The 26,642-nt window shown below is 63.5% G+C and carries 19 protein-coding genes and 1 tRNA gene; 7 read left to right on the forward strand and 13 right to left on the reverse strand.

Annotated features, from left to right (window positions below):
- Positions 1-323 precede the first annotated feature (323 nt).
- The gene (gene nhaC / locus GEV06_01860) at positions 324-1,817 is read left to right on the forward strand and encodes a Na+/H+ antiporter NhaC (protein MPZ16650.1); all 1,494 of its coding nucleotides are present in this window, start codon (positions 324-326) and stop codon (positions 1,815-1,817) included.
- Positions 1,818-1,827: 10 nt separating this feature from the next.
- Here nhaC and GEV06_01865 read toward each other — a convergent pair whose 3' ends face one another.
- The 6 genes from GEV06_01865 to GEV06_01890 all read right to left on the reverse strand — a co-directional run bounded on the left by GEV06_01865 (position 1,828) and on the right by GEV06_01890 (position 11,254).
- On the reverse strand, positions 1,828-3,189 hold the full coding sequence (locus GEV06_01865) for an aldehyde dehydrogenase family protein (protein ID MPZ16651.1): 1,362 nt from the start codon (positions 3,187-3,189) through the stop codon (positions 1,828-1,830).
- Positions 3,190-3,266: 77 nt separating this feature from the next.
- Positions 3,267-4,532: a phosphonoacetate hydrolase gene (gene phnA / locus GEV06_01870; GenBank protein ID MPZ16652.1), complete on the reverse strand. Its 1,266-nt coding sequence runs from the start codon at positions 4,530-4,532 to the stop codon at positions 3,267-3,269.
- Entirely contained in the window at positions 4,529-5,749 is a 1,221-nt protein-coding gene (locus GEV06_01875; GenBank protein MPZ16653.1) for an alcohol dehydrogenase catalytic domain-containing protein, read from the reverse strand. Before GEV06_01875 ends, phnA begins: the two co-directional genes overlap by 4 nt.
- Positions 5,750-5,775: 26 nt before the next feature.
- Positions 5,776-6,966 (reverse strand): MFS transporter, encoded by a 1,191-nt coding sequence (locus tag GEV06_01880; GenBank protein ID MPZ16654.1) that lies wholly within the window; start codon positions 6,964-6,966, stop codon positions 5,776-5,778.
- A 217-nt stretch (positions 6,967-7,183) separates the two neighbouring features.
- On the reverse strand, positions 7,184-7,747 hold the full coding sequence (locus GEV06_01885; protein MPZ16655.1) for a cupin domain-containing protein: 564 nt from the start codon (positions 7,745-7,747) through the stop codon (positions 7,184-7,186).
- Between the two features lie 234 nt (positions 7,748-7,981).
- On the reverse strand, positions 7,982-11,254 hold the full coding sequence (locus GEV06_01890; protein MPZ16656.1) for a hypothetical protein: 3,273 nt from the start codon (positions 11,252-11,254) through the stop codon (positions 7,982-7,984).
- Between the two features lie 241 nt (positions 11,255-11,495).
- On the opposite strand from GEV06_01890, the gene GEV06_01895 reads away from it, so the two are divergent.
- Positions 11,496-12,446, forward strand: coding sequence for a helix-turn-helix domain-containing protein (locus GEV06_01895; GenBank protein MPZ16657.1), 951 nt, complete (start codon positions 11,496-11,498; stop codon positions 12,444-12,446).
- Here the strand turns inward: GEV06_01895 and GEV06_01900 are convergent.
- Entirely contained in the window at positions 12,409-13,053 is a 645-nt protein-coding gene (locus GEV06_01900) for a hypothetical protein (protein MPZ16658.1), read from the reverse strand. The two genes, GEV06_01895 and GEV06_01900, sit on opposite strands and share 38 nt — an antisense overlap.
- Here GEV06_01900 and GEV06_01905 point away from each other — a divergent pair.
- Positions 13,041-13,160, forward strand: coding sequence for a YHS domain-containing protein (locus GEV06_01905; GenBank protein MPZ16659.1), 120 nt, complete (start codon positions 13,041-13,043; stop codon positions 13,158-13,160). The two genes, GEV06_01900 and GEV06_01905, sit on opposite strands and share 13 nt — an antisense overlap.
- A 224-nt stretch (positions 13,161-13,384) precedes the next feature.
- Here the strand turns inward: GEV06_01905 and GEV06_01910 are convergent, their stop codons facing one another.
- Both GEV06_01910 and GEV06_01915 read right to left on the reverse strand, forming a co-directional pair.
- Positions 13,385-14,113 carry a hypothetical protein gene (locus GEV06_01910; protein MPZ16660.1) on the reverse strand — a complete coding sequence of 243 codons (729 nt, stop codon included), beginning with the start codon at positions 14,111-14,113 and terminating at the stop codon, positions 13,385-13,387.
- A gap of 43 nt (positions 14,114-14,156) precedes the next feature.
- Positions 14,157-14,585, reverse strand: a complete 429-nt coding sequence (locus GEV06_01915) for a nuclear transport factor 2 family protein (GenBank protein MPZ16661.1) — start codon at positions 14,583-14,585, stop codon at positions 14,157-14,159.
- Positions 14,586-14,893: 308 nt separating this feature from the next.
- Here GEV06_01915 and GEV06_01920 point away from each other — a divergent pair, with 308 nt between their 5' ends.
- Positions 14,894-17,362 carry an FtsX-like permease family protein gene (locus tag GEV06_01920; GenBank protein ID MPZ16662.1) on the forward strand — a complete coding sequence of 823 codons (2,469 nt, stop codon included), beginning with the start codon at positions 14,894-14,896 and terminating at the stop codon, positions 17,360-17,362.
- On the opposite strand, the gene GEV06_01925 is transcribed toward GEV06_01920, so the two are convergent.
- Positions 17,251-18,699 carry a hypothetical protein gene (locus tag GEV06_01925; GenBank protein ID MPZ16663.1) on the reverse strand — a complete coding sequence of 483 codons (1,449 nt, stop codon included), beginning with the start codon at positions 18,697-18,699 and terminating at the stop codon, positions 17,251-17,253. The genes GEV06_01920 and GEV06_01925 overlap by 112 nt on opposite strands.
- 258 nt (positions 18,700-18,957) lie before the next feature.
- On the opposite strand from GEV06_01925, the gene GEV06_01930 reads away from it, so the two are divergent.
- Both GEV06_01930 and GEV06_01935 read left to right on the forward strand, forming a co-directional pair.
- Positions 18,958-22,233, forward strand: coding sequence for a hypothetical protein (locus GEV06_01930; GenBank protein ID MPZ16664.1), 3,276 nt, complete (start codon positions 18,958-18,960; stop codon positions 22,231-22,233).
- Between the two features lie 161 nt (positions 22,234-22,394).
- Positions 22,395-23,372, forward strand: coding sequence for a helix-turn-helix domain-containing protein (locus GEV06_01935; protein ID MPZ16665.1), 978 nt, complete (start codon positions 22,395-22,397; stop codon positions 23,370-23,372).
- Between the two features lie 209 nt (positions 23,373-23,581).
- Here the strand turns inward: GEV06_01935 and GEV06_01940 are convergent, their stop codons facing one another.
- Both GEV06_01940 and GEV06_01945 read right to left on the reverse strand, forming a co-directional pair.
- Positions 23,582-24,514: a hypothetical protein gene (locus GEV06_01940; GenBank protein ID MPZ16666.1), complete on the reverse strand. Its 933-nt coding sequence runs from the start codon at positions 24,512-24,514 to the stop codon at positions 23,582-23,584.
- On the reverse strand, positions 24,468-25,106 hold the full coding sequence (locus GEV06_01945) for a hypothetical protein (protein MPZ16667.1): 639 nt from the start codon (positions 25,104-25,106) through the stop codon (positions 24,468-24,470). Before GEV06_01945 ends, GEV06_01940 begins: the two co-directional genes overlap by 47 nt.
- 176 nt (positions 25,107-25,282) lie before the next feature.
- On the opposite strand from GEV06_01945, the gene GEV06_01950 reads away from it, so the two are divergent.
- Positions 25,283-26,284 (forward strand): hypothetical protein, encoded by a 1,002-nt coding sequence (locus GEV06_01950; protein MPZ16668.1) that lies wholly within the window; start codon positions 25,283-25,285, stop codon positions 26,282-26,284.
- 106 nt (positions 26,285-26,390) lie between these two features.
- Here GEV06_01950 and GEV06_01955 read toward each other — a convergent pair.
- Positions 26,391-26,477: transfer RNA gene (locus GEV06_01955), tRNA-Leu, on the reverse strand.
- Between the last annotated feature and the right edge of the window lie 165 nt (positions 26,478-26,642).

A 26,642-nucleotide genomic window follows, 5' to 3' on the forward strand; every position in this document is an offset into this window, starting at 1 on the left:
TCACCCATCGAGTTCGTCGCGATGTGTCTGAACGTTTGGCCGGCGGCAACGACGAGTATCTCTCCGTCCTCGTTCGACAGGAACGACGACCACGCACCGGACCCGGTGTTGCCATCTGGAGCGCTGCTGTCGTTCGCTGGCCGCGGGCAGACGAGCCTCCTGCGGAACCTGCAGCATAGGCGCACAACGCAAGCACCGCTGCCAGGCCGACCCGCCGACCTTCCAGCATCCTCGTTCGCATAACAGCCTCACTTTGCCCGCCACGGGTCTTGCGCCAGGGGCCTTTGACCCGCATGCTATTATCTGCGGCCGTCGATTTGCCAATGTCTACACGCCAGGCTCGCCAGCCTACACTCCTCGAGTCGTTCGTTCCAGTTCTCCTATTGATAGCCATGCTCGCCAGCGCCGTGGCGCTCTTCGGCGACGAGGCGTCGAGTGGAGCCAACCAGATTGCGCTGATGCTGGCGGCTGGCATCGCCGCGCTGTTCGGAATCCGCTTCGGACATCCATGGACCGCGATCGAACGCGGTATCGTGCATGGCATCTCGCTCGCCCTCGGCGCGGTGCTCATCCTGCTCGTGGTCGGGGCGCTGATTGGCACCTGGATCCTCGCTGGCATCGTGCCAACGATGATCTACTATGGCCTCCAATTGCTGACGCCGGCCGTCTTCCTGCCAAGCGCCTGCGTGATTTGCGCGGTTGTGTCAGTAGTGACGGGCAGCTCCTGGACGACTGCGGGCACCGTCGGTGTGGCGCTCATTGGCGTCGCGACGGCGCAGGGGCTGAACCCAGGCTTGGCGGCCGGCGCCGTCATCTCCGGCGCCTACTTCGGCGACAAGATGTCGCCGCTGTCTGACACGACGAACCTCGCCCCGGCCATGGCCGGCACGGAGCTCTTCACCCATATTCGCTACATGCTCTGGACGACCACGCCGAGCATCCTGATCGCGCTCGTGCTGTTTACGTTCGTTGGGCTCACGGTCGTGGCCCCCAGCGACACGACCTCTGTCGCGGCGATTCAGAATGCGCTCCTCCAGCAATTCAACATCGGCGTCCATCTGCTGCTGCCTGCCGTGCTCGTGGTCGGTCTCATCATCCGCCGGATACCAGCCTATCCGGCCATCCTCATCGGCGCTCTCGTCGGCTGCGTCTTTGCGGCGCTCTTCCAGCGAGAGGCCGTGTTGACCTTCGCCGCTGCCCCGGGGCTGCCGCCGTGGGCCGGCCTCATCAAGGGAAGCTGGGTGGCGCTCTTCGATGGCTATCGGCTGGACTCGGGCAACGCCGTGCTCGACGAGCTGTTGTCACGGGGCGGCATGTCGAGCATGCTGGGCACGGTGTGGCTGATCGTCTCCGCGATGATGTTCGGCGCGGTGATGGAGGTCACGGGCATGCTCGAGCGCATTGCGCGTGCAATTCTCGGCCTGGTCACCGGCACCGGCAGCCTGATCAGCGCAACCATCATCACCTCTATCGGCATGAACGTGATCGCCTCCGATCAGTACATCGCGATCGTCTTGCCGGGACGGATGTTTCGCGCCGAGTTCGCACGGCGCGGCCTCGACCCGAAGAACCTGTCGCGCTCGCTCGAGGACTCCGGCACGCTTACTTCAGCGCTCGTCCCCTGGAACACGTGCGGTGCCTTCATGGCCCAGACACTCGGTGTTGCCACGCTCGCATACGCGCCGTACGCGTTCTTCAATCTGATCAGCCCGTTGATCGGGGCGGCGTATGGTTTCTCGGGCTTCAAGATCGCCCGCATCGACGAGGCGGCGAGCCCTGTCGCCGTGGCCCCAGGACAGGTGCCCGTAGAACGTTGATCTCGGTGGCTCACCAAGGCAGCGACCAGGTCTTCACATACGTCATGTAACGCAGCGCTTCCATGACCCCTTCCTTGACGCCGAGGCCCGAATCCTTCACGCCGCCGAACGGCGTGCTCTCGATGCGATAGCCGGGAACCTGGTTGACGTTGACGGTGCCGGTGCGGAGTCCGCGGATCACCTGGAGCGCGTGGCTCAGATGCGTGGTGACAACGCCGGCTGCCAGCCCGTATGCGGTGCCATTGGCCAATCGAATCGCATCGTCGACATCCTCCACGGCGAGGATCGGCGCCAACGGCCCGAAAGACTCCTGCACGACCATGGTTGCGTCGCGCGGCACGTCCGCGATGACCGTCGGCTCCAACAGGGCGCCGTCGCGCCGGCCCCCTTGCAACACACGCGCACCCTGGCGCACCGCCTGGTGAACGACCGATTCGAGGTGGGCGGCAGCGGCCTCGTCTATCACGGTTCCCACGCGCGTCTCGCCAAGCGCTGGATTCCCGCACACGTACTCCCGCGTCTTCTCGACGAGCCGCTCCGTGAAGTGGTCCAGGATCGGCCGTTGTATCAAGAGCCGCTTGACTGCTGTGCAACGCTGTCCAGAGTTCCGGTACGCGCCTTCCGCCGCGAGTCGGACGGCGAGATCGAGGTCGGCATCCTCCAGCACGATGAGCGGCGAGTTGCCGCCCAATTCCAGGCACAGCTTCTTGTAGCCAGCGATGGACGCGATCCGCTTGCCAATCGCGACGCTGCCTGTAAAAGTGAGCGCCTCGATCCTCTCATCGCCGATGAGCGGCTCGAGCACCTCTTTCACCGGGCAGAGGAATGCGCTCAGCATCCAGCCGGGCAGTCCGGCTTCGTACAGGAGCTCGGCGAACCGCAGCGCCGTGAGTGGCGTCTTCTCGGACGGCTTGAGAATCAACGGCGTTCCAGCGGCAATCGCTGGAGCGACCTTGTGGACGACTTGGTTGAGTGGGTGGTTGAACGGCGTGATGGCCAGCGCCAGCCGGAGCGGCTCGCGGGTGGTGAAGATCTTCCGGCTCTGCCCATGCGGCGAAACGTCGCCAGAGAAGATTTGGCCGTCATCCTTCATGCATTCGATGGCAGCGAACCGAAGCACGTCGAGCGCCCGGCCCACCTCATACCGCGTCTCCCGCACGCAGAGCCCCGATTCGGCACAGATCAAGGACGCGAATTGCTCCGCCCGCGTCTCGAGCGCGATGCGCGCCTTGTCGAGAATCTCGAAGCGCTGATGGCGGCCGAGCGGATGGCCGCCGGCGAGTGCTTGCCGCACCGCGCGCTCGACTCCGGCCGCGTCGACCATGGCGGCGCTCCCCACCAGGGTGCCGTCGTAGGGATGGCGCACCTCCATCCGCTCGCTCGAGGATACGGCTTCGCCGGCGATCCAGGCAGGATACTCGACCCCCGTCGGCAACGATACCGCTGCGCTCACACCGTTCCCCCGTTGCAGGTGAGATCGAAGATGTCGAAGTTCCGCGGGTCGCCAGCCACGAGCGCCTCATAGCGCGGGGTGAGTGGTCGCGAGACGATCATCGGCACCATCTCCTCGTATCGCCCTCCGTGCGAACGCAGCCCGCCACGAAGCAGGCTCAGGTCATGATCTGCCGCAGTTCGGCCCAGCACGACATCGCGACCGGACAACACACAGAGATCACCGATCCGATCCGGCGGCAGCTCGAGCTTTCGCACCGCCAGGTCGCGCTCGTAGACCTCGGTGATGCCGTCGCAATCGAGGAGGAATCGGCTGACAACGGCAGCCGGAAGATGATCGGGCAGGTGCACGGTCACAAACGAGCCCAGTGCGCCGTGGTGCGCCACGTACGGATCGGTGATTGGGCAGATCACCCGTGCACCAGGCCCGAATCGCTCACGCAACAGACTCTCCACGTAGAGCACACGCGGACTTCTGTCGGCCGTCTGCTTGGCGTTCATGCCGTGATCGGCTGTCAGACCCAACACGGCTTTCAGCGCGAGCAGGCGGCCGAGGCGCTCGTCCATGGCGCTGTAGAAGTCCAGCGACTCCTCGTCTTCTGGTGCAAACGTGTGCTGCATGTAATCCGTGAGTGACAGATACAGGAAATCTGCCAATCCTCGCTCGACGAGGGCCACGCCGGCGTCGAGCACGTAGAGGCTCGCATCGGCACTGTAGATCGAGGGTGTCGGACGTCCAACCAGCGCTTCGACGTTCCCAACGCCATTGCTCTCGGCTGTTGCCTCATGGGCCCGCTCGGCCGAGAACGCGATGCCCCGGAGTCCGTCGGAAAGGATCTCACGGAGCTTCTCCTTGGCGGTGACCATTGCCACCTTGCGTCCGGCACGCGCCGCGGCAGCGAGGATCGTCTCACACCGCAGGAACCGCGAGGCATTCATCATGACTTCCTCGCCCGTTTCCGGATCGAGGAAGAAATTGCCCGAGATGCCAGTCACCGCCGGTGGACACCCGCTGACGATGGCGGCGTTGTTGACGTTGGTGAAGGTCGGCAGGGCCGCCCGCGCCAACCCACGGTATCCACACCGCGCCACTCGCTCCAAGTGAGGCATTCGCTGGTGTGCCAATGACGAATCGAGGTATTCGTCCGCACATCCGTCGATGCAGACCACGACGATCGGCCGCGCCGCAGGGCGATACGCGCGGCCGTTGGCCGTGAAGCCAACGTCTTGTATCCGTGAGTCGTTGACGATCGGGGCGTTCATTGGACCGCACCGTCGATGGCCACACGGAGAAATCTGTGACTTGCCGCCATCTGCAACGCGTTTCCGAGATCCGCCAGCTCGAATGCTGGACTCACGAGGCTCTCGTATGGGTACTTATCAATCGTTTGCGCGAGGAATGCCAGCGCCTGGTCCAAATGGACGGGAGAATAGTTGTGAATGCCACGGATCGTGAGGCACTTGCGGATGATCTCTTCACCAGTGATCTGCAGCGCGCTGTCCGGGTGGACCATCCCCGCGAGCGCGTAGAAGCCGCCCGGGCGCAGCAGGCGGACGCCCTCGGCTACCACGGAGGGAACGCCGGCAACTTCGATCACGGCATCCACGCCATCGGGAGCGCCCGCGAGAATCTGCTGCCGCGCTGTGGTGTACTGCGCGACGTCTCCCGCAATAGGAGTGCCTCCGAAGAGCGGCACGTGCTCGAGGCGACGCTCGGAGGGATCGACGCAGAACACCTGTGCAACGCCACGCTCTCGAAGCAGCGCGCAGCCGTAGAGGCCCAGCAGGCCGGCGCCCTGAACGACGACGGTCTCGCACGGAGCCGGCACCTGGGAGACCACGTTCACCATCGTCGCCAGCGCACAGTTGGCCGGCGCGGCCACCACATCTGGAATCGTGTCTGCGACCCGGGCGATGTGCGTGCCAGGCCGAAGCAGCACATGTGTGGCATAGCAGCCGTTCAGCCCAGACCCATCGCTCAGGGCGGCGTGGCCGTACTTGAACAGGGCGTGACACTTCGCTGGCAAGTGATGTTGGCGGCAGGCAACGCACGTCCCACAGCTATCCACGACGCTCCAGCTGACTCGTGTCTGGAGCGGTAGACCAGAGCGCGCACTGCCGACGTGGACCACCCGGCCCACCGCTTCGTGACCCAAGACGCACGGCACGGGTGTATCGCGTTGGCCCGACGTCGTGTGGAGGTCCGATCCACAAACCGTCGCCAGCCCCATCTTCACCAGCACCTCGCCAGGTCGCAGGGTTTCTGGAAGGGGGCGCGTCTCCAAACGGAATGGCAGCCCGGGACCGTCGAAGATCTGCACGACCGCGTGACCATTGTTTGTCATCATCGCTCCAACCACGAAGGTCGCAAAGATCACACCACGAAGAACACGAAGATCACGAAGAAGAAATTCAAATGGCTTTCTTCGTGTTCTTCGTGTCCTTCGTGGTTGATCCTTTGTGTTCTTCGTGGTGTGCATCTTCGTCCCTTCGTGGTTGACGGCCTTCACCTTCGGACTGGCACGATGCAGACCGCAGCGAGCAGGCAGACCAACGCGGTGACGCCAAAGACCGACGCTGTGTTCTCCGTGTGCTGGATCGTCAGGCCAATCAGCGGCTCGCCGGCCGCCGCGAAGGCGTAGGCGAACGCGTTCATCAGACCAACGCCGGTGCCGGCGTGCTGCCGGCCCAACAGATCCGGGCACAGTGCCCAGTACGCAGATTGTGGTCCGTAGACGAGAAAGCCTGCGACAAAGAGCAGGATCAACCCGAGAAGCGTATGCTCCCGCGGCACGAGAGACATCGCCAGCGTGACGCCGGCTGCGAGCAGCAGGAGCAATGCGATCGGGCGGCTGCGATTCGCGCGAAACAACCGATCGGAGATGTATCCACTGGAGAGCGCCCCGACCGCCATGCCCAACGGCAGCGCCAGCGTGATCCAGACGCTCCCTGATTGTCCCTTCCAATCGTCGCCCAGGTAGTGGTAGGGCACCCAGATCAGCAAGCCGTAGCGTGCAAGACTCTCGAAGCCGATCGAGACGCTCGCGACGAGGAACCGCCAGTTCTTCAAGGCATGCGTATACCGCTGAACGACGCCCTGGCGCTCCATCGCCTGCTCGTCGCTGGCCTCGTCTGACAGAGGCTCGAAGCCGAGATCCTCCGGCCGATCGCGCGCGAGGTAGAAGAACGTGATTCCTGCGCAGAGGAGCAGGATCACCGGCAGCCGGAATACCCACTGCCAGGAGAATCGATCCAGAACGAGGATGGCCGCGACGAATGTCAGGACCGAGGAGGAGCCGGCAGCAAAGACGTAGAATCCAAAGGCGCGCCCTCGCTCGGCCCGCTCGAACCAGTTCGAGAGGAGGCGGCTTCCCGGCGCCCAAGCGAGCGATTGGAAATAGCCGTTGGCGGCCCATGGTAAGAGCAGAGTCCAGAACGAGTGACCGAAGCTGGTCGCCCAATTCAAGGCAAATGAGCCGACGGCTCCCAGTGTCATCATCCGGCGCGCGCCGAATCGGTCGCCCAGGTTCCCATTGATTGCCTGACCAATGCCGTAGCAGGCGAGCATCGCGCCGCTGATCAGTCCCAGATGCGCCGGCGAGATGCTCAACTGCTCGTTGAGCGATTTCATCACCCAGCCAAAGTTCTGCCGGCCCGTGTAGAAGAACAGGTAGCAGAGCATCAGGGCGACGAGCATGCGCAGCTGTGCGCGCCTGAACTCGGGCGTGCCGCTAGAGCGGAACGTACCATGGAATTGATTTCTAATCAACAAAGTGTCTCCGCCCTTGTGGCGGCGTCGGCCCGTCGGCGAGCCCAACGCGCCTTACCACTGTGGTTGGCGACCGCGCTCTCACCTGGCCGTGGTCGGACAGGCCGCCCCAGCGCCTCGCCGAGGCGTCCGTGAGACTCGTGCGTTAGGCGGAGCTCGGCTCCGAGAAGACGCACAGCACCTTCGCGGGGACGTGGTTCGGGTTGATGAGGCGATGCTTCACGTTCGCATCGAAATAGATCGAGTCGCCCGCGGCGAGATGGTACGTGTGCTCACCAAACTCGAAGTCCACGTTTCCCTCCAGCACCATCAGGAATTCCTCGCCTTCGTGGCCTAGAGCTTCCTGGCGGGCGACGCCAGATGGGACCGTGAGAAAGAACGGATCCATCATGCGACCCGATCGCTTGTGCGCCAACGCCTCGTAAACGATGCGCGATCCGGGCCGATCGCGCTCGACGACTTTCCGCTCGTTGCTGCGCACCAGCACGAGCTGAGGCTTCTGGTCGAGGCCTTCCATGAGCTTCGCCAACGAGATCCCAAGGACCTCGGCGATGCGTCCCAAGGCGGGGAGGGAGGGCGTGACGCGAAAGTTCTCCACCTTGGAGAGCCAGCTCCGCGTGAGCCCAGTTGCCGACGCCACCTGCTCCAGCGTCATCCTCCGTTCGATTCGCAATGCCTTGATGCGCTGGGCCAGCTCGACCAGGTTCATCAAGGATGAATCGTAGCCGCTCACGGGCAACTGCCACAAGGGCACAAGGGATCAAGGGGTCAAGGGGTCAAGGGATCGAGGGCCCTAGGGATCAAGATCACGGTTGCTCGCAGCGTCCGATGCTTCTCCATTTTCCCTAGACCCCCATAGACCCTCAGACCCTTCGACCTTTCGACCCCTTGACCCCTTGACCCCTTGACCCCTTGACCCCTTGACCCCTTGACCCCTTGATCCCTAGAAATTGACCTTCAACCCGAGCTGAACGATGCGGGCGTCGCCCGCGCTGTTGACCACGCCGAAGTTGGACGTTCCAAGCGCGGCGCCCGGGTCGCCGAAGGGTGGCGTGTTGGTGGCGTTGAACAACTCGGCGCGGAACTGGAGGCTGGCGCCTTCTGTTGGACGGAACGTCTTGAAGATCGCCAGATCCAAGCTCCGGTACCCGGGACCGAGCAACGGATTGCGCGACGTGTCGCCAAAGGTGAACGGCTCGTTGGGCACGAAGCAATCGGTATCGAACCAACGGTCGAGGCTTCGTTCAGACCGACTCAAGGTGCCGTCGCAGACACGGTTGGGTCGATCGGTGCCGCCGGTATTGGACGGGTTGCCAGACATGCTGATGTAGATCGGACGTCCGGATTGCAACGTGAGGATGCCTCCGACCGACCAGCCTCCGAGCACCGCGTTGACCACGCCCGGACTCTTGGACAGGAATCGTTGCCCGTGACCGACGGGCAGCTCATAGTTCACGCTCGAGACGAAGCGGTGCGGCCGATGCTCATCGGCCAGGGACCACTCGGCCGCGAGGTTGCGTGGGTCCTGCGGCCGCGTGGGTGCCTGCCGCCCTGCCAGCTCTCCGCCCACGGCATCAGCCATGGCTTTGGACCACGTGTAGGCGGCGACCAAGTGCAGGCCCTGCGAGAAGCGCTTTTCGACCCGCGTTTCCAGCGCGTGGTAGCTCGATCGCGCTGTCCATTCACGACGATAGACGTCGGCAAGCGAGACGGGCTGATCGATGCCCGGCACCTCCACCTCGGTGTACGGCCGGCGAGGGTTGACCTCACCCGGACCAGGGACTGGCGCGTTGGGGTCCAGCGTGGTCAGCAGATTGCTTCCCTTCGTGCCGACATAGCCGATCTCCACGCTGACATCCACGGCAATCTCGCGTTGGATCGTGAGATTCCAGTGCTGGGCGTACGATGAGGGATTGTCCTGCTGGACGGAGATCATCTGTAGGTCCGACAAGCCCGTAGTGAGCGCGTCTGGGGGGAACCCGTCGCGCAGCGACATGACCGGATCGATGGTGCCGGCGAGCAGAGTCGAGGTGAGATGGAAAGGCGGCCCGGAGCCCATGTAGCGGTCGCCGGTATGGTCATTGACACCGTAGAAGATGCCGTATCCGGCACGCACGACCGTTCGATCGCTTGGCTTGTAGGCGACGCCGAGCCGTGGCGCGAAGTTGTTGTGGCGCGGATCCACGAGCGCTCGCTCGCGGAGGCTGTCGCCCTGAACGGTCTGGAGCGTGGGGTTGGCCGGGTCCGTGTCGATGTCGTAGTTCGACCAACGATCCTCGGCCTCCCACCATGGCGTGAGGTAGTCGTACCGCAGACCCAGGTTGAGCGTGAGCCGGCTGGTGGCGCGGAAATCGTGCTGCAGGTACAAGCCATAGAACCCTCGTCTTTGGTCGAAGGTATTCAACGTGGTGACATCCGCCCGCCGGGCGGCACCGAGGAGCAAGTCGGCAATGGCGTGTCCGCCAACGCGGGGTGTGAGCTGACGCGTGAACCGACCATCGAAGAAGAGGCGTCCATTGGCGTACCGATAGTGTGTCTGTTCCACACGCACCAATCGGACCTCGCCACCCATCTTTAGCGCGTGGCGGCCGCGGGTATAGGTGAAATCGCTCGCGATGTGCAGCACGTCGGACGTGGGCAGCGACGCCCCTGTGTGTCCGAGGTTCTGATAACCGGTGAGCTGCGCGTCCACCATGCCGGGAAGTGGGATCAAGCCCTGTAGCCCGATCTGCGCGTTGATGTCCTCGTCTGTCGGGGCGCTGCGCTCGGTTGGCAAGTGGTTGTAGCCCACGCGGGTCGAGCTGAAGAGCGATCCGCTGAAGATGCGGCTGTAGCTCACGACGCCAGAGCGGGGACGGTTCGAGAAGCCCATCGGCCCGGTGCCTCCGCCCCAGGCCGGTGCCGGCAGGGCGCCGTCGATCCCACCGTCCTTCTTCCAGTTGCTGTAGCTGAAGCGTCCGAACAGGCTGTCGCGCGGGCTGAGGACGTGATCCACGCGCAAGTGGAATTGCGCCGCGTCCTCGTGCGCGAGCGGGTTCCACAAGTAGTTGTTCGAGAACCCTGGCCGGTTCGGCAGTGGGTAGAGCGACACCAGCTCGACGCCGACAGGATCGAGCCGATCAGCGGGGATGCGGTTGCTTGGAAACGGCTGCCGCTGGTCGGTGGCGGCGTCGTAGGTGAGCGGATCGAAAACCTGCACCGGCTCATCGGCGAGCAGCGACTGCGAGAAGTCGCCGTTCCGCTCGAGCTCGGTCGGGACCGTCGCCAGAACCGTCCGCGACGTTCTGAGCCGGCTCCCTTCGTAATTGAAGAAGAAGAACGTGCGGTTCGCGAAGACCGGTCCGCCGAGCTGGCCGCCGAACTGGTCACGACGATATGGCGGGATGGGCTCATCGGGATCCGCGAAGAAGTTGCGTGCTGCGAGGCGATGGTGGCGGTTGAACTCGAACAGCCCACCCTGGTACGTATTGGAGCCCGCCTTCAGCGAAACGTTGACGGCCGCGCCAAGGCCGCCGCCGAATTCTGCCGAATAGGCGTTCGTCTGTACCTTGAACTCCTGAATCGCGTCCACCGAAGGCCGAACGCCTTCCAGCGTGTTCGACGTTCCAGCATGCTGGTAGTTCTGGTTGTCGATCCCGTCCAACAGGTATGTGTTGTGGCTCGCGCGCAAGCCGCCCGACGAGAAGCCTCCTCCTCGCGCACCGGATGCCGGCGGGTTGGTGCCTGCGGTCAGCCGGGCGAGTTGGAGGTAGTTGCGACCGTCCAACGGCAGGTCGACAATGCGGTTTCCGCTGATGACCTCCCCGCGAGAGGCTTCGGTCGCCTGCAGGAGCGGTCCGTCGGCGGTCACCGTCACTTCATCGGTGATGTCGCCGACCTCGAGCGACAGATCGACAGTGGCCTCCTGTTGGATGGCCAGCGTGACGCCAGCGCGGGTCGTGCGCTCGAAGCCGGGCGCCTCGGCGGTGATCGTATACGTCCCAATCGGCAGCGGCGCCGAGCGGTAGAAGCCATGCGTATCAGTCGTGGCTTCGTAGCTCCGATTGGTGTCCACGTGTGTCATCACCACTCGCGCGCCCGGAATGACAGCGTCGCTGCTGTCCCGGACGCTGCCCAGAATCAGACCCTGCGCTACCTGCGCCATAGCGGGCGGAGCGAGCAGCGCCCCAACGCACATCGTCAAGAAAGCTGGAGGACCCAGTCCAGATAGCCGCATCGGTCACCTCCCTCGCCGCAGCATTTTCGTCATACTGGCGTTACGCTACCGACAACAAACGTGATTAAGAATCAACGCAAGGATCGCACAAGTTCGCGATTACGCAAGTGTTATTTTGTTGTTACATCAGCGGTTACGAGGAAAGCCGGAGCGTGGGTCTCCCGGTACCACGATGGTAGGTGCTTCTATAGTACGATTGCGCTACAGGATGTCGAAAAGGTGAGCGTGTTGAGGCGAACCGATGGGCACCGAGCAGCTTGAGTGGTGGGAGCCGGCCGAGCCTGCGGAACGAGAGATTCAGTCCCGCACGGAGCTCATGCGGCTCGGGGTGGGCTTGGTCGAAGACGTCCGTTCTGGCGCCCCGGCTCGTTCGCGTGGACCTGAAGGGTTCTCCCCAGACTTCCAGGTTTGCTTTCCGTATCGCGGCATGTTCGTGTGGCACGTCCGTGGCGCCGAGGTCGTCGGCGATGCAAACCAAGTGCTGTTCGTGACGGGCGGAGAAGACTGTCGCATCAGCCATCCCGTCTCCGGTGGCTACCGTGAGCTCATCATCACACCGGAGCCCTGCGTTCTTCCGGATGTCGTGGGTGAGAGCGGAATCCCTCTACCGGGGCATCCGCTGTTCCGCAGCCGCGCGCGCCGGGTACAGCCGTACCTGCAGAGCCTTCGCGCGCGCTTCCTTGCCTGGGCAAACAGCGAGTCGAGCGACGGGGAGCTCGCAGCCGAGGAGCTGGTGCTGGCGCTGCTCCGTGCAGCGCTCGACGCGAACGCTCCAAATGGCGAGGTGAGCAGCTCGACGCGGCGCTTGATCCGACAGACGAAGGAGTATCTCGAGGCGGAGCTGGCCAGCCCGATACGGCTCGCCGACATCGGACGCGTGGTTGGCGCATCCCCGGCGTATCTCACGCACGTGTTTCGATCGGTCGAAGGGATCTCGCTGCACCAATACCTGATGCAGTTGCGTCTTGCGCGTGCGCTCGTCGAGCTACCGCACGCAAATAGCCTGACGGCGCTGGCCCTCGAGGTCGGCTTTTCGAGCCACAGTCATTTCACGGCGGCGTTTCGGCGCGCGTTTGGTGCGACCCCGTCGGAGTTCCGGCAGACCTCGCGTACTCGCTTGCCTCCATCGGCTTTGGAGCACACGACGCCTGAAGCTACTTCTGTGTGGAACCGGACGCGTCGAGCGCTTTGATCACGTCTTGCGTGACGTCGATTCCGCGATCCACCCAGACCACCGTCTGGCGATTGAGGACGGCATGCAGCCCTTTATCGGTCGCGACTTTTTCGATGACGGGCAGCAGCTTCTGCTGCAGCTCCTCATGGACCCGCGTGGCGAAACGACTGACCTCGTTGTTGGCAACCTGCGCTTGGTACTGAAGGTCGAGCTGCAGCTTCTCCGCCTCCTCGCGTAGCTTCTCGAGCGCCTCCGGATTCATTACCGAGGCCCCCTCCTGAATCTTCTTCTGAGCCTCTTCGAGCGCCTTCTGATTCGGTGCAAGCTCGGCGCGCTTCTTGGCCTGCAGGTCCTGGATCTGCTTGGTGGCCGCTTTTCCAGGCGCGGACTCCTGCGCAATGACGTCCAGGTCGATGTATCCCACCCTGGCACCCTCCGGAAAGGGCCGCGGTGGCCGCGCTTTCGATTGCGCCCCGGCCTGACTGGCCGGCGGCGCCGTCGCTTGCTGCGCGTGCAATCGTTCCTGGTACCCGGGCAGCAGGCCGACACTGACCGCGAGGCTCAGCGCTGAAACCGTGAGATTCCGTTTCATCTGGTGTTTTCTCATAACTCCTGATCGTGACATGGTTTCTAGGTAGGGCCGCCTCGGCGGGAAAGACCGACCATTTCTGCAGTGAGACGTGCAAGAAGCGGTTCACGGCGGATCCGCAGACGTATTCCAACCACAAATAGAGACCGACTGCATGGCCAGTCCGACATCCCGTCCTGGATGCAAGAGCTCACATGATGGAGCGGCTACTGCACAGGCGAGGTCGGCTGTTCCGGCGTGAACGGTGTACCCGCTTCCGAGGCCTTGGGGAGCCGCTCGACGGGACTGGTCTTGCCGCTGTGGATCTCGAGCAAGCGATGATGCGTGGCCTTTGCCGCGGCAACCATTTCGGCGTAAGCCTGATCGGTCACATCGACGAATCCGATGTTGTAGTTCTCGCCGTCTCGACGTCCTGTAGCTGGTTGGTCGAGCCATTGGAACCGCCGTAAGGACAACGGTCGTTTGAAGCGTCGTCTTGCAGGGCTGCATCCTCCGCAGCCCAGGCTCCCTTCAGGTCGTCGAGCGACTGCACCTTACCGGGCCACTCAGCGTGCGCATACTGCCCGAGCTCGTCCACGAGCGGATTACCCTCGAGCACGGCGTCGCCGGGATCCACCTTGGCCAGGGACACGGATCGGATCTCGAGCGTTGGTGAGGCGACCGGATAGTGCATGATCACGGTCAACGCGCGAACCTCTGTGGTCGGGCCATGCCGGCTGCTTCCGAGGTTGATCCAATACGAGCCGCGCGGCTGGTGGAAGGTGGCGGCGAGGTCGATGCCATCGCCGGCCGGCGACCGATAGAAGCGCAGCGGAATGGAGGCGCGCACCCACACGCCAGCCAAAGGATGGATCCGCTTCGTGACGCGTCCGCTCGTCGTCTCGAGCCCAAGCTCGAATCGCTGCGAGGAGGAGGCCTTGAGCTCGAGCACCAGAAACTCGTATGGTGTCCAATCGCTGGGCAGCTCTCGGTCCAGCTCCTCGAGCAGCCACGTGTGCTCGGACGTTGTGCCGGTGAACGTCGTCTGCACGGAGGGCGCGGCACGCACCGTGACTACGACAAGGGCAGCGACGAGGGTAAGACCGATGCGAAGCATGGGGATATTTTGGGACGAGTGACAGAAGGGTCGGCGTTGGTCGCTATTCACTCGTACTGCGTGCAGCCGCATAGACCTTGTTGGCGATCTTCCATTCATCGCCGACTTTCAGCAGCACGAAATAGTCGGTGAACGTCGTCGCGCCATGAACGAGTGTGGCACGGGCCATTGCCGCGTTGCCGGAAACGTCCACGCTATCGATGGTCCGGCGACGTGACGCCTCGTCTTGAGCTGGCTTGCCCGTGAAGAGCGCACAGTATTCTTCGAGGGTCCACGAAACGAACTTACCGTCACGCATGCCCTCGATGTGGGCCGTCGGCAGGAACGCCTTGCGCATGTAAGACGGGTCGCCCGTCGCGTGCCCCATCAGATAGTGTTTCAAGGGCATGCGCATAGCTTTGTCTGTTTCAGTTGCCCCGACGATGGAAGCGAGCAGCAGAACGGCGCAGAGCGCCAAGGATCGGCGAGCCATTCTCGAATACTATCAGCACCGCGTGACTTCAGGCGCGGTGAACCCGAGGCCCGGCCGTCCCGTCTAAAGAAGGCAAGTTTTGGGCCCCCGAGCGTCAGCGCGCTTTTTTCGTGTCGCGTAGAGCGGCGGCAGAACGGCACCACCGGCAGGGACGCCGCTCCGAACACACGGGACCGCTCGAAGGCAGAGATTCTAGGTAGGGCCGCCTCGCCGAGGCGGCCGTGACGGCGCGGGAGGCTGACGCGCTCTACCACGTGGTAGGGACGCCTCGCCGAGGCGGCCGTTTCGGGTTCTCAAGGGTTCACACGATGGCGCTTTCCACTGCATCATTTGGCCAGTTGTGGCGCAGGCTGCTGCGCGCGCCGCTCTTCACTGTCGTCTCGGTGCTGACGCTCGGCGTTGGCATCGGCGCGAACACCGCCATTTTCAGCGTTGTCTACGCCGTTTTGCTCAAGCCGTTGCCTTTCACCGAGCCGGGGCGTCTCGTCGGCGTGTGGCACACGGCGCCCGGGTTCGGCGTCGACCTCGCCAACGTGAGTCCTGCGACCTACCTCACGTACCGTGACGAGAGCCGCGTGTTCGAGGACATCGGCATGTGGGACACGGGGCAGGTCTCTTTGACGGGTCGCGGCGAGCCTGAACGTGTCGAAGCCCTCTACGTGACCGATGGCACGCTGCCGATCCTCGAGGTGCAGCCGGTGCTCGGTCGGGTCTTCACTAGGGCCGACGACGCGCCTGGCAGTCCGCAGCGGACGGTCTTGACGTACGGTTATTGGCAGCGTCGATTCGGCGGCGCTCGAGACATCGTCGGTCAGACCGTGAGCATCGATGGCGAGCCGGTCGAGATCATCGGCATCCTTCCGTCATCCTTCAACTTTCTCCGCACGAGCCCAGCTCTGGTCTTGCCGTTCCAGATCAATCGTGCCGAAACACACCTGGGCAATTTCAGCTTCCAAGCCATCGCACGGCTCAGGCCAGATGTGACAATCGCGCAGGCCAATCGTGATGTGGCGCGCATGATCCCGCTGATGCTCGAGCGCTTCGCGCCGCCGCGCGGGTTCACGCGGCAGGCCTTCGAGGAGATACGGCTCGGGCCAAACGTGCGCCCGCTGTCGAAAGACGTGATTGGCGACGTCGGACGTGTGCTGTGGATTCTCCTGGGCACCGTCGGCATCGTGTTGTTGATCGCTTGCGCCAACGTCGCCAACCTGTTTCTCGTGCGGGCCGAGGGACGACAGCAGGAGTTTGCGGTCCGCGCCGCGCTGGGCGCGAGCCGCGGTCGTCTGGCCCGGGAGCTGCTCGGCGAGAGTATGACGCTCGGACTGGCGGGCGGCCTGGTTGGGCTGGTGCTCGCCCGGGCGGCCATTGGCCTGCTCGTCTGGCTTGCGCCGTCCGGACTGCCGCGCCTCGACGAGATCGGCCTGGATCCCATTGTGCTGCTGTTCACGCTCGCGATCTCCATCATCGCGGGGCTGTTGTTCGGCGTGATTCCTGTGTTCAAGTTCGGGGCGCCGAGCGCGACCGCTCTGAAGGAGGGCGGCCGATCGACGAGTGACGGTCCCGAACGGCACCGCGCACGCAATACGCTCGTCGTGGGGGAGGTCGCGCTGGCGCTCGTGCTGCTGGTCGTGTCGGGTCTCATGATTCGCACATTCCTCGCGTTGCGCCAGGTCGATCCCGGCTTCACGCGTCCTGAGGAGGTGCAGACCTTCCGCCTCGCGATCCCCGAGGCCCTCGTCAGCGATCGACACCAAACCGTGCGGACACACGAACAGATTGTCCAGCGCTTGCAGCAGCTTCCTGGCGTGACGTCAGTCGGCTTGTCATCGTCCATCACGATGGATGGCAATGACAGCAGCGATCCAATCCTCGTCGAGGAGCGCCCCGACGTTGGGAGACAGATGCCCCCGCTTCGCCGATTCAAATTCATCGCGCCTGGCTACTTCGAGACGATGGGGAACCCGGTGCGAATGGGGCGTGCCATCACGTGGAGGGACATCTATCAAGATGCGCTCGTCGCCGTCGTGTCTGAGAATTTGGCGCGTGAGTACTGGAAGGACCCGGCGGAGGCGATTGGCAAGCGCATCCGATTCAACCCGACGAATCCCTGGCGCGAGATCATCGGGATCGTCGGCAACGAGCGCGATGATGGGCTGAATCGAGCGGCACCCACCATCGTGTATTGGCCGATGGCGATGGAGCAGTTCTATTCCGAGGAGCCGTTCATCTCTCGCACGATGGCGTACGCCGTGCGGTCGACCCGGATGAGCTCGCCTGGCTTCCTGCGCGAGATTCAGCAGGCGGTCTGGTCGGTGAATCCGAATCTGCCGCTCGCGAGCGTGCAGACGCTCGATGAGATCCGGGCAGACTCGATGGCCCAGACCTCCTTTGCGCTCACGATGCTGGTCATCGCTGCAGCGGTGGCGCTGCTTCTCGGTGTCGTCGGCCTCTACGGCGTGATCGCCTACATCGCCGCGCAGCGGACGCGTGAGATCGGCATCCGCATGGCGTTGGGCGCGCAGGCGGGAGACGTCTGCCGGTTGTTCGTCCGCCAGGGCCTCTGGCTCACTGGGATTGGCGTGGCGCTCGGCGTTGCCGCAACGCTGGGGCTCACGCGACTAATGTCCTCATTGCTCTTCGGTGTCAGCGCGATGGACCCGATCACCTATCTGACCGTGTCCGCCAGCCTGGGAGGCGTGGCGTTGTTGGCCACGTATCTGCCGGCCCGCCGCGCGTCGCGTATCGACCCGATCAGCGCCCTGCGCTCGGACAGGTGACAGAACGCTCGAGTGCGTGACGACCGTTTACCCAGGTCGGTCCTGAATACGCCGTACCGACCGAACAGCTTGAGCCGATCGCTGATGTTCCAGTCGATGCGCTGCGAGAGGTTCCAGTAGTCGACCTCTTCGGCGACGTTGTACTGGAGGTTATCAACGTTGCCGGCCACGTTCGGCATCGGGATCTGCTCCAACATTGTGAGCGCGACAGGATCCCAGAGATCCCGCGGGATGGCGTTGCCGGCAAACGGCTGTCGTACTACGCTCCCCGTCGTCGGATCGACGGTCGACGTGAAGGGGTTGTAGATCGTGCGCACGGCGCCGTCGAGGACCGACTGGCTGAAGTCACCCTGCCGTTCCCGCTCCGTGGGCACGGTCCGGACGACCGACAGTGGGCGGCTGTCGTTCCACTGCTCGAACGACGTGAAGGTGAAGAGGGTGTTCCGCTTGATCGGACCGCCCACGGTGGCGCCGTACATCTGGAGCTCGGTGCCGCGCAGCGGGCTCGTATCGGGCACGATCTCCAGGCTTGGGTCCGTGCGGGCGTTCATGTTCGGGTCGCGGAAATTCGTGTAGGCCGACCCGTGGAACGTGTTGGTGCCCGACTTCATGTTCAGGCTGATGATGCCGCCAAGGCTGTGGCCGTTTTCAGCATCCACGCTGTTCTTCGAGATCGTGATCTCTTCGACCGCGTCTACGGCTGGCGTGTACGCTGTCTTGTAGCTCGCGCCGAGCGGCACGCCGTCGAGCAGCACGTCGTTGGCGCGGCGCGTGCCGCCGCCGCCGTCGTAGTCGTTGGCGAAGGCATGGTGATATGGCCGGTTCTCGTTCGTGTTCGGTGAGACGAGCACGGTCGGATCCAGCGCCGCGACGTTGTACGGATTGCGGCCGCCGATCGGCAGCTGGTCGACGAGCTGCCGCTCCACCGTCAACTGGGCGCTGCTCGAGTTGAACGCGACGGCGGCTGGCGCAACCCTGACCGTGACGACCTCTTCGCGCCCGCCGACATCGAGCGTCAGGTTAGCGGTGACATCGCCCCGCTGCTGCACGCGGACGTTCTGCTGCTCTGCCTGCTTGAAGCCCTCGAGCTCCGCGGTCACGGTGTACATGCCCGGCTCGACGAAGTCGAAGAGGTAACGGCCTTCCTCGTTGGTCACGCGTGCGACCGCGACGCCTGTCGCGGTGTTGACCAGTGTGACGGTCGCGCCAGGCAGCGCCCCTTGGCTCGAATCCTCGACCGCCCCTTGCACGCGCGCGCGATAGTCCTGGGCGTTGGCGAGCGGGGCCAACAGCATCAACGAGCCGACCGCCACGATTCCCGCGATGGACTGTTTCATGGTTCGCTCTTCATTCCGCTGATCGAAACAGCGTTCTCGGTGGTTCCACCACAGCGCGCGTCAGGAGGCGCACAAAAGCAGACAACGCCTCGCAAAAGACGCAAACAACCCGCGAGTGGACGTACCACTTCAGAGTTGTATCGAATATATGTAATTACCAGTTTCCGGGACTGCTTATAGCAGCATCAAGGAACTTGAGTCAAGCGACAGGCGGAGAGGTGTCGGCGGAGACTGGTAGAATCCCGGAGAGGAGCCAACATGTCCCGTCTTGCTGCTGTGCTTGTTCTGCTCATGGCCGGCGTGTCACGGGTGTCCACGCAAGCCACCTCTGGCACGATCACAGGACTGGTGAGTGATCCTGACGGTGGTGCCGTCCCCGCCGCGATCGTCGCCATTACCGAAGTCAACAAGGGCGTCAGTTTCAGCACCAAAACGAACGACCGCGGTTACTACACCCACGCACGTGTTCCGGCCGGCGAGTACATCCTGACCGTCGAGAAAGAGGGGTTCAGGAGCTTCGTTCGGGAGAACGTTCTACTCTCGGTGGATTCCACGCTCCGAGTGGACGTGGGCTTGACGCTCGGACAGGTCAGTGAGGAAGTGGTTGTGACGGGGGCTGCTCCTCTTCTACGAAGCGAGCGCGCCGACGTCAGTACGACGCTGGAGAACCGGGTGATCACTCAGGTACCGACCGTTGGACGCAACGTGTCGAATCTGCAGTTGCTTGCGCCAGGCGCCGTGAGAGAGCCTGGTCAGGTGGGCCTGGCAGAGAACCCGCAAGGCTCGGTCTCGATCAGCTCGAACGGCCAGCCCAACGGCGCGCGCAACATGCAGCTCGACGGGGTGGACAACAACGAGAACGTGCTGGGCGGTAACGTTGTCATTCCCACGCAAGAGTCGGTCCGGGAGTTCAGAATTACCACCTCGAGCTGGGATGCCGAGTTCGGCCGGGCAGGTGGCGCGCTGACGCAGGTCGAGACGAAGTCCGGCACCAACAGCCTGCACGGCTCTGTCTTCGAGTTTCTGCGGAATGATGCCACCAACGCACGCAATCCGTTCACGGAGCCGGACGAAGCGTCGCCGTTGAAATGGAATCAGTTTGGCGGCTCGGTGGGTGGCCCTCTCAAGAAGAACAAGACCTTCTTCTTCGGCGACTATCAGGGTCAGCGCCAGCGGTTGGGCGGTACCACGGTCGCAACGGTCCCGACCATGCCTATGCGCGAGGGCGATTTCTCCGAGCTCCGAGATAGCAACGGCAATCTCATCCCAATCTTCGACCCGCTCACTGGAGATCAGAATGGCCTCGGGCGCCAGCAGCTTCCGGGGAACCAGATCCCCTCGGACCGCATCAACCCGGTTGCAGCCAACCTCCTGGATCTCTTGCCAGCGCCGACCAACCCTGAGCGCATCGAAGACAACTTTATTGCGTCCGGCTCGACCACGTTCGACACGAATCAGTACTCCGGCCGGGTGGACCACTATGTCGGCCAGAACACTCGGCTGTTCGGACGCTATATCTATTTCGATTCGGACCTGTTCTCTCCGCCAATCTACGGCGTGCAAGCTGGCGGTCCATCTCTCCACGGCGGTGTCGGTGGAGTCTCGACGGGGAACAACCACAACCTGAGCCTCAACCTGAATCATGTCTTGAGTCCCACCCTCTTGATAGAGGCGCGATACGGCTACTCGCGCTACGACGTGCAGGTGCTGCACGCCGATGCTGGGACGAACTTCTCGACCGAGGTGGGTCTCCCCGGCATCAATACGGGTGACGTGAATACGAGCGGCCTTTCCCGCATCGACGTCACGGGCGTGGGTGAGTTCAGCATGGGCGGGTCGGCAGCGTGCAACTGCCCGCTGGATCAGGTCCTGAACCATCACCAGTGGGCTGCGACCCTGACGTGGATCAAGGGGAGCCACACCGCGAAGTTCGGCGCCGACATCCGCCGCTATTCAAACCTTCGGATCAGCAATGCCGCGCGCCGCGGCACGTTCGGGTTCACCCCTGGTGTGACCGCGGCGGCTGGCGTGCCAAATTCCGGCTTCGCCACCGCCAGTCTGCTGCTGGGCGAGACCACCTCCTTCAATCGCCAGTTCAACTTGCAAGACAATGTTGGTCACGAGTCCGAGACTCACCTGTTCGGCTATGCCCAGGACACATGGAAGATCACGCCCAAGCTGACGCTCAGCTACGGATTGCGGTATGAAATCTACACGCCGCCCTCCACACCCACCGGTGCAGGATCGAACCTCGATCTGTCCACCGGCATGGTGCTGATCGCGGGAGTTGGGGATGTCTCGAACCGCGTCAACGTGCGGACCGACATGAACAACGTCGCCCCGCGTCTAGGATTGAGCTATCTGCTGAATGAGAAGACGGTCATCCGTGCTGGCGCGGGCCGCAGCTACTTTCCAAACGTCTTCAATGTGCTGGTTTCGGGTAACTACCCGCTGTTCGGCAACCAACAGATTCTCAACGAGACGACATTCAGCCGGGCGCTGACCCTCGGTAGCGAGTTGCCTGGATTCACGTTCCCGACCATCCCAGAGAGCGGGATGTTCCCGCTGCCCGTCGGGCAGAACATGACCTTCAACCCATTTGACCGAGACACCGGCTATGTGGACGCCTGGAACGTCACGCTCCAGCGTGAGCTCGCGCCGACGCTCTCGCTCGAAGTCGGGTACGTCGGCAATGTCGGGCGAGACCTCTACTTCAACATCCCGCTGAATCTGCCCGTTCCAGGACCGGGTCCGCTGGATCCGCGGCGCCCACTGTTCGACCAGTTCGGCTACACGCAGAACATCGTCTGGCGCGGTAACAGCGGAAGGTCCAACTACCACAGCCTTCAGGTCAAGGTGGAAAAGCGCGCCACCGAAGACCTGGCACTGGTAGCGAGCTATGCCTGGTCCAAGACGATCGATTCCGGCACCTACGACGTGGTGACCGACCCGCAGAATATCCGGAACGACCGCGGCGTTGCCGACCGCGATCGGGCGAGCGTCCTGACCGTTGGCCACGTCTACGAGCTGCCGTTCGGGCCGGGCAAGCGTTTCCTGCCGAATGCGACCGGGGTCGTGCGGCACATGGTGGAGGGCTGGAGCTTCAGTGGCCTTGCCGTATTCGCGAGCGGGTTGCCTGTCATGCCCCTGATGGCCAACAACTCGACGCTCAACTCGGAGTTCCGCCTGCGACCGGATCTCGTCGGCGATCCGTCAGTGTCCGATCCGACGAGAGACCTATGGTTTGATCCTGCCGCCTTTGTGGTGCCGGATCCGTACCGGCAGGGCACCGCAGGACGCAATATCCTGCGTGGGCCTTCTTACTACAATGCGGACTGGTCGCTCGCCAAGACGTTCCGCCTGTTCGACGACACGCAGCTCGAATTCCGCGTCGACGCGTTCAATGTGTTCAACCACACCAACCTCGGCCAGCCGAACAACACCGTGGACGGTCCTGGTGCGGGCCAGATCGTCGATGTGGCCGGCGACTCGACCATGCGGCAGATGCAGTTCGGCCTGCGGCTGATCTGGTGACGAACCACAGATCGATGCGACGGCTGATCATCACGCAAGTCCGTATTGCCCAGCGCAATCGAGCGGCTGCTGATCCGCAACACGACTGAGAGGCGCGAATTGCGCACGGACGGTCAAGACGGCCGCAGCGGCTCACGCGATACTGCCGACATCACGCCGGTATGGGCCGGCACCATTCGAGGTCAATCCCGTTGCGAGCGACGACCAGGACCGACTATCTCGATCGCATTCGGCGCGTGCTCCGTTTCGTCCAGGAGCATCTGGACAACGAGCTGACGCCAGACGAATGCGCACGCGTGGCGCACTTCTCGCGGTACCACTTCCATCGCATCTTCAGCGGCCTTGTCGGCGAGTCACTTCGCGAGCATGTCCGCCGGATACGACTGGAACGTGCCGCCGGCGAGCTGCGCCGCACAGACCGTAGCGTCATCGAGATTGCGCTGGCGGCCGGCTATGGAGCGCACGAGCCGTTCACGCGCGCGTTCCGCGCCCACTTCGGCGCGCCGCCTGCGGAGCTCCGAAAGCAGTCGGAACCGCTCATGTTTCGTCGCGCGTTGTGCGGCGTGCACTATGGGATTGACGATGTGGTGTCCCGGTTCGTGCCACTTCAGGAGGATTCCAACATGATCGAGGTAAGCATCGAGACCCAGCCTGCACGTCGCCTGCTCGCCACCGCATACAAGGGCGACTACTTGCGCATCGGCCAGGCGTTCGACCGCGTGTGTGCCTTCGCCGGCCAACGAGGTCTACTCGGGCCGGATACCGCATCCATTGGTATCTACTACGACGACTGGGACGTCACACCGGTCGCCGACCTGCGTGCTCATGCGGGCATCACCGTCGCGGAGAGCTTTGGTCCCGCGCCGGAAGGATTCGAGCTGATCGATCTGCCCACGGGTGAATATGCCATAGGTATTCACCGTGGTCCGTACGAGAAGCTGCACGAGAGCTATCGTTGGCTCTTTGGGCAGTGGCTGCCCTCGAGCGAGCGGGACGCTGCCAACCAGCCGTGCCATGAGATCTACATGAACGATCCGGCAAAAACGGCCCCGGAGGATCTCGTCACGCACATCTGCATTCCGCTCGTTGGGGCACGACAGGAGCTGCGAGGCATTCCTGCCGAAGCCGTTGAACAGTGAGCCAGCCACAATCCGGAAAAGCTGGACAGCACAGAGTGGCACCTGGGGCTGCCCAAGGAAATCATCGCGGATACGCGGACATCATCGCGGTCAAGGGGGACGTCCTCCGCTATATCGACAAGCTCGATGACGTGGACATCGTCATCAAGCACGGGGTGCGCTACAAGTAGTCGCCTTCGACGAGGATTGTGGCCGCCCTCTCCGCGCGGTCATTCCCTCGCGTTGAACAGGATGCGAGCACCGAGCGAGGGCTCGCCGTTTTCGCTCGAGTAGAAGGACGCGGTGATGGACCCGAGCGGCTTGATGGCTAACCCCAGCGTCTGCCCATCGATCATTCGCTGGAGGACAGGTCGCGAGATCGTGAAGTAGGTCTTGCCGCCGTCGCCCTCGGTCACGGGCCAATCGATGATCATCTGTGAGTTCAACACGCGGGACAGCGGTGTCCCGCGCCTCAGGCTGTCGGCGGTCACCGTCCGCTCATCCCAGGCCGGGTCACCACCCAGAATTTCGACCACGCGCACCAGGCCGAAGTCTTTCAACGGATCGGAGGTGCGCTGGACCGAGTGGGTCGTCAGCTCGAGGAGCCCGTGGTCTGCGATCTGGCGTCCGTCGAACGCTCCGAGATCGAAGCGCAGGATCACGTACATCGTGCCGTTGACCGTGAGCAGGTGTTTCTTCGAGGCGCCATCCTGGACGTACCAGTTGTTCAGATTCACATCAGGATTATCGAGGTCGATGATGGCATCCTCGCCGGCGCGAACCTCCTGCCGGAAACTGGCGAGATCAGGTATCGGCGGATGATATGGGACCTGTGCACCCCGATCGGGCCCCGCACGCGCGACCTCGATGATGTCCACCTTGAAGTAATCGACGTCGACGCGGTACTTCTCGAGGCCCCAGTCGATGAGCGCAAGTTGAGCGAACACCGAGTCGCCGGTCTGTGCAGGGAAATCGCGGGTCGTCAGGCTGATCGTGTGCCAGCCGTCCGTGTCCGGGATATCGAACTCCATCAAGTGACTGTGGAAGTCGGTCGTTCGCTGCGTGTTCGCATGGAGGTTGACGCGACGCGGGGCGTGGCTGACACGAATCCGCGTTTCAATCCGCAGCTCGTACCCGGGCCGACTCAGCAGCTCGAGGTCCATCCCATCGGACACCTTGCGCTTGATGACGGCCCACCAGGCGCTCAAACCGCCCGCCTTCGCGGCAGAGGGCGAGGGTCCGCGCGACGGTGTCCTCGGGCGAGAGCTCGCTCGTTTTGCCGGCGCGGCGCAGGAAATCGAGAAGCGCCGCGTCAGTGTCCGATAGCCGCACCCAGGCCTCGGGCCTGCGCGTGTGAACGACCGTGTCGCTCCCCAGTAGCTTTCGCGGCAGCCGGAACCCGCTCGTCGCGACTTCGCCCCGGCCGGCCGTTTGCGTCGTAAATCCCAGGAGGTTAGAAGCCGCGATTCCGGCCGGGAAGACGACGTTGCGCTGGGATGCAAGCCTCTGGATTGCGGCCGGGTTCGGGGCGCTCTTGCCCAAGGGCGTTTCGCGGGGCCTGTAGTAGACGCCCTTGCTGATGCGCTGCAGCACCTCCTGGCGCGCGAGGCGGGACAGTGCCTGCGCGACGGCGGAGACGGGAGCCTCCGGAAAGTCCTCGAAACGCCACAGCCGTTCGCCGCCATCCTGGATCTGTCGGCGGACCCAACTGGCGATCTGTCCGGGTCCTTTCGGAGGTTTTCTGCGCTCGGCCATGCGCTCGACTGTGGCCGCACCCAAGCATGATGTCAAGTTTTTGAGCAAAAAAACTTGACATTCCGCCCGAGCGACCACAGCCCGAGCGCACCAGCGATGGGCTTGTGGCATCATGGCACCCACACCATGCGAGGGCACCCTTCAGCGGGCAGCGACCGCGGAGATGAAAGTAAACTATGCCCCAGACCAAACTGGTGCGCGTCTCGGAACTCGCGCTCGACTTGCATAACTACCGCACGATATCCCAGCCGGACGAGCAAACCGCGATTGAGGCGATAATCTCAACGAGCCCCGACCGCTTCTGGGCGTTGACCGACAGCCTGCTGCAAGACGGCTACTTGCCGACCGAGAGCGTCATCGTGCTGCGCGGCAACAAGCCTCGCGTCCTGAGCGTGCGCGAGGGGAACCGCCGTGTCGCGGCGCTGAAACTGATTCATGGCATCCTGCCGCTCAACGGGTTCACGGTTCCCGATGACATCCGGCGCGCCATCAAGGCCGTCTCCGCCGACTGGCGGCGCCAGAACGCCGAAGTGCCCTGCACCATTTATGAACCCACCGACGCCCAGACGGTCGATCGCATCGTTACGCTTGCGCACGGCAAGGGCGAAAAGGCCGGCCGCGACCAGTGGAACGCGGTGGCGCGCGCGCGCCACAACCGCGATGCGAACAACGCAGCGGAACCGGCGCTCGATCTGCTCGAAGCGTACCTGAAGGAAGGAAGGAACGTCACCGCACAGCAGAAGGCGCGCTGGGCCGGCGCCTACCCCTTGAGCATCCTTGCCGAGGCGATGAAGCGGCTCGCCCCGCGCCTCGCCCGGAAGATCACGTCCGCCTCGCGCACACCATTCAGACGAAGCTGCGCCGGCCGTGGATCGTGTCGTACGACTCGCACGCCGCCATCGCGGCGCTGTACCGCAACCGGCGGAAATTCTCCTATGCCCTTCAATACAGCGCCACCCGCGCCTACGAAGGCAGCGAGTTGTTTGTGTTCTCGGATTCGCTTCAAATACCGGGGAAATCAGCTCTGCCGTATATTGCGGCCGGCCTGGGTCGGGTCCGCCGCTCCGCATAGGTACGACCGGACGCGATGGGCCACCGGGAAAGCCAGGAATCGGCGCCGGATTTTTGACAACAGGCTTGACAACTTGACAACTCACGGCCGCTCAAAATCGCCGTAAGTTATTGGTGCGGAAGGGGGGACTCGACCCTGAAGACCGAGGCGCGTAGCGCCGAAGGTCGATGGCTGAGAACGACCGTGAGCGCCAAACGAAATGAAATGGAGTTTGGTGCGGAAGGGGGGACTCGAACCCCCACGATGTTGCCACCGCCAGCCCCTCAAGCTGGTGCGTCTGCCAATTCCGCCACTTCCGCAAGTGGGACGCGCGTTGAACGTGACACGCCGGGAACCGTGTAGGCCCGACCCTCAGGGCCGGACTAGAACCCTTGAGAACCCGAAACTTGACGCATTTGGGTCAAGTTTCGGGGCTCGCAAGTGAGCGTCGGGGAGCGCGGCCGGAGCCCGCGGTCCGCTAGAAA

The organism is Luteitalea sp. (assembly GCA_009377605.1).
Lineage (GTDB): Bacteria > Acidobacteriota > Vicinamibacteria > Vicinamibacterales > Vicinamibacteraceae > WHTT01.

Coding starts and splice junctions, on each gene's coding strand:
- nhaC (MPZ16650.1), top strand. CDS start 324: ATGTCTACACGCCAGGCTCGCCAGCCTACACTCCTCGAGTCGTTCGTT.
- GEV06_01865 (MPZ16651.1), bottom strand. CDS start 3,189: ATGGAGGTGCGCCATCCCTACGACGGCACCCTGGTGGGGAGCGCCGCC.
- phnA (MPZ16652.1), bottom strand. CDS start 4,532: ATGAACGCCCCGATCGTCAACGACTCACGGATACAAGACGTTGGCTTC.
- GEV06_01875 (MPZ16653.1), bottom strand. CDS start 5,749: ATGCACACCACGAAGAACACAAAGGATCAACCACGAAGGACACGAAGA.
- GEV06_01880 (MPZ16654.1), bottom strand. CDS start 6,966: ATGCTCGTCGCCCTGATGCTCTGCTACCTGTTCTTCTACACGGGCCGG.
- GEV06_01885 (MPZ16655.1), bottom strand. CDS start 7,747: ATGAACCTGGTCGAGCTGGCCCAGCGCATCAAGGCATTGCGAATCGAA.
- GEV06_01890 (MPZ16656.1), bottom strand. CDS start 11,254: ATGCGGCTATCTGGACTGGGTCCTCCAGCTTTCTTGACGATGTGCGTT.
- GEV06_01895 (MPZ16657.1), top strand. CDS start 11,496: ATGGGCACCGAGCAGCTTGAGTGGTGGGAGCCGGCCGAGCCTGCGGAA.
- GEV06_01900 (MPZ16658.1), bottom strand. CDS start 13,053: ATGTCACGATCAGGAGTTATGAGAAAACACCAGATGAAACGGAATCTC.
- GEV06_01910 (MPZ16660.1), bottom strand. CDS start 14,113: ATGCTTCGCATCGGTCTTACCCTCGTCGCTGCCCTTGTCGTAGTCACG.
- GEV06_01915 (MPZ16661.1), bottom strand. CDS start 14,585: ATGGCTCGCCGATCCTTGGCGCTCTGCGCCGTTCTGCTGCTCGCTTCC.
- GEV06_01920 (MPZ16662.1), top strand. CDS start 14,894: ATGGCGCTTTCCACTGCATCATTTGGCCAGTTGTGGCGCAGGCTGCTG.
- GEV06_01925 (MPZ16663.1), bottom strand. CDS start 18,699: ATGAAACAGTCCATCGCGGGAATCGTGGCGGTCGGCTCGTTGATGCTG.
- GEV06_01930 (MPZ16664.1), top strand. CDS start 18,958: ATGTCCCGTCTTGCTGCTGTGCTTGTTCTGCTCATGGCCGGCGTGTCA.
- GEV06_01935 (MPZ16665.1), top strand. CDS start 22,395: ATGGGCCGGCACCATTCGAGGTCAATCCCGTTGCGAGCGACGACCAGG.
- GEV06_01940 (MPZ16666.1), bottom strand. CDS start 24,514: ATGGACCTCGAGCTGCTGAGTCGGCCCGGGTACGAGCTGCGGATTGAA.
- GEV06_01945 (MPZ16667.1), bottom strand. CDS start 25,106: ATGGCCGAGCGCAGAAAACCTCCGAAAGGACCCGGACAGATCGCCAGT.
- GEV06_01950 (MPZ16668.1), top strand. CDS start 25,283: ATGCCCCAGACCAAACTGGTGCGCGTCTCGGAACTCGCGCTCGACTTG.